The organism is Bradyrhizobium sp. (genome assembly GCF_036009065.1).
Classification (GTDB): domain Bacteria; phylum Pseudomonadota; class Alphaproteobacteria; order Rhizobiales; family Xanthobacteraceae; genus Bradyrhizobium.
This window is the reverse complement of the sequence record NZ_DASYMN010000111.1, coordinates 1-2,378: the sequence shown is the minus strand read 5'-3', so window position 1 is coordinate 2,378 and position 2,378 is coordinate 1. Positions and strand designations below refer to the sequence as shown.

Below are 2,378 nucleotides of genomic sequence, written 5' to 3'. Positions count from 1 at the left end.
TCGTATCGCCTTATAGCCCGGTGGTGACGTCGATGCGGTGGCCCTCTTCGAGGGTCACGATCGCACGCTTCACATCCGACTGGGAACCGAACTGGCCGCGGAAGACCTTGGTCTTGCCCTTGCGCACCAGCGTGTTCACGCGCTTCACCTTGACGTCGAACAGCTTTTCGACGGCTTCCTTGATCTGCGGCTTGGTGGCTTTGCTCGCCACCTTGAACACAACCTTGTTGTGCTCGGAGGCGACCGTCGCCTTTTCGGTCACGACGGGCGCTACGATGATGTCGTAATGGCGCGGATCGATGTTCTTCATTTGAAGCGGGCCTCCAACGCATCGACCGCCGCCTTGGTCAGCACCAGCTTCTGGCGACGCAGAATGTCATAGACGTTGATGCCCTGGATCGGCAGCACGTCGATGTTCGGAATGTTGCGGGCCGCCGCGGCGAAACCGTTATGGACCTCGGCGCCGTCGATGATCAGCGCGCTGGTAAGACCCAGACCCGAGAAGTGGCCAACCAGCGCCTTGGTCTTGGCGGCCTCAAGCACAGCCTGATCGATGACGATCAGACCGCCGTCCTTGGCCTTGGCGGAGAGCGCATGGCGCAGCGCCAGCGCGCGAACCTTCTTCGGCAGAGCGAAGGCGTGGGAGCGGACCACCGGACCGAACGCACGGCCACCGCCGCGGAACTGCGGAACGCGGGCCGAGCCGTGACGCGCACCGCCGGTGCCCTTCTGCTTGTACATCTTCTTGCCGGTGCGCCAGACATCCGCGCGGCCCTGCGTCTTGTGGGTGCCGGCCTGACGCTTGGCGAGCTGCCAGTTGACGCAGCGCTGGATCAGATCCTTGCGCGGCTCGAGGCCGAAAATCTCGTCCGACAGCTCAACCGAGCCGGCGTCCTTGCCTTCAAGCGTGGTGATATTCAATTTCATCTCACACGCCCTCCTGCTCGGCGGCCGGCGCATCAGTGGGAGCAGCAGCCTCTTCGCCGCCGCCATTCGCGAGCTTGAACTTGCCCGGCTTCGGTGCGTCCTTCGGCAATGCCTTCTTCACCGCATCGCGCACCGCGATCCATCCGCCCTTGGAGCCGGGAACGGCTCCCTCGACCAGGATCAGGCCGCGCTCAACGTCGGTCTGCACCACGCGCAGATTGAGCGTGGTGATGCGGTCGACGCCCATGTGACCGGGCATCTTCTTGTTCTTGAACGTCTTGCCGGGATCCTGGCGTCCGCCGGTCGAACCGATCGAGCGATGCGAGACCGAGACGCCGTGGGTGGCGCGCAAGCCGCCGAAATTCCAGCGCTTGATGCCGCCCGCAAAACCCTTGCCGACCGAGGTGCCGGTGACGTCGACGAACTGGCCGACCACGAAATGATCCGCCTGGATTTCAGCGCCGACCGGGATCAGCGCGTCTTCCGAGACGCGGAATTCGGTGACCTTGCGCTTCGGCTCGACCGTGGCGACGGCGAACTGGCCGCGCTCGGCCTTGGGCAGATAGACGGTCTTGCGCGTGCCTGAACCCAGCTGCAGCGCGACGTAACCGTTCTTCTCGCTGGTGCGGTGACCCAACACCTGGCAATTGCCCAGCTTCAGCACGGTCACAGGGACATGCTCACCGGTCTCCGTAAAGACCCGCGTCATCCCGACCTTTTGTGCGATCACTCCGGAGCGCATCGGCGTGCTTCCTGTTCTTTCTGTCCGCTATCGGCGGACGGGATCCAAAAATCAGAGCTTGATTTCAACGTCGACGCCGGCGGCCAGATCGAGCTTCATCAAGGCATCGACGGTCTGCGGTGTCGGGTCGACAATGTCGAGAAGGCGCTTGTGCGTGCGCATCTCGAACTGCTCGCGGCTCTTCTTGTCGACATGCGGCGAACGGTTGACGGTGAACTTCTCGATGCGCGTCGGCAGCGGGATTGGTCCGCGAACCTGTGCGCCGGTCCGTTTCGCCGTGTTCACGATCTCACGCGTCGACGAATCGAGGATTCGATGGTCGAACGCCTTGAGACGAATGCGAATATTCTGGCCGTTCATTGCCGTGTGTCTTTCTGTTCCGTCATGGCCCGGGCTAAAGCGCGAAGCGCGTCTTCGCGTATATGTCCCGGCCATCCACGTCTAAAAAGGAAGTCGTGGATGCCCGGCACAAGGCCGGGCATGACGACGGATCGTTTCTTACTCGATAATGCTCGCCACCACGCCCGCACCCACCGTGCGGCCGCCTTCGCGGATGGCGAAGCGCAGCTTCTCTTCCATCGCGATCGGCACGATCAGGTGCACCTCCATGGCGATGTTGTCGCCCGGCATCACCATCTCGGTGCCCTCAGGCAGATGCACCACCCCGGTCACGTCGGTGGTGCGGAAGTAGAACTGCGGACGGTAGTTG

4 protein-coding genes and 1 pseudogene are annotated in these 2,378 nt (G+C 63.0%); all 5 read right to left on the bottom strand.

Annotated elements, in window-relative coordinates:
- Nucleotides 1–10: 10 nt before the first annotated feature.
- Entirely contained in the window at nt 11–310 is a 300-nt protein-coding gene (locus VGP39_RS07145) for a 50S ribosomal protein L23 (protein ID WP_327567403.1), read from the bottom strand.
- Nucleotides 307–927, bottom strand: coding sequence for a 50S ribosomal protein L4 (gene rplD / locus VGP39_RS07140; protein ID WP_327567402.1), 621 nt, complete (start codon nt 925–927; stop codon nt 307–309). Before rplD ends, VGP39_RS07145 begins: the two co-directional genes overlap by 4 nt.
- Before the next feature lies 1 nt (nt 928).
- Complete coding sequence (gene rplC, locus VGP39_RS07135) at nt 929–1,669, bottom strand: 50S ribosomal protein L3 (RefSeq protein WP_327567401.1); 741 nt, start codon at nt 1,667–1,669, stop codon at nt 929–931.
- A 51-nt stretch (nt 1,670–1,720) separates the two neighbouring features.
- On the bottom strand, nt 1,721–2,029 hold the full coding sequence (gene rpsJ / locus VGP39_RS07130; protein WP_011473876.1) for a 30S ribosomal protein S10: 309 nt from the start codon (nt 2,027–2,029) through the stop codon (nt 1,721–1,723).
- Nucleotides 2,030–2,167: 138 nt separating this feature from the next.
- Nucleotides 2,168–2,378: pseudogene (gene tuf, locus VGP39_RS07125) on the bottom strand (elongation factor Tu); the annotation flags it as partial.

Bases quoted from the DNA above. Each gene is read 5' to 3' on its own strand.
- VGP39_RS07145 (WP_327567403.1), bottom strand. From the start codon at position 310: ATGAAGAACATCGATCCGCGCCATTACGACATCATCGTAGCGCCCGTC.
- rplD (WP_327567402.1), bottom strand. From the start codon at position 927: ATGAAATTGAATATCACCACGCTTGAAGGCAAGGACGCCGGCTCGGTT.
- rplC (WP_327567401.1), bottom strand. From the start codon at position 1,669: ATGCGCTCCGGAGTGATCGCACAAAAGGTCGGGATGACGCGGGTCTTT.
- rpsJ (WP_011473876.1), bottom strand. From the start codon at position 2,029: ATGAACGGCCAGAATATTCGCATTCGTCTCAAGGCGTTCGACCATCGA.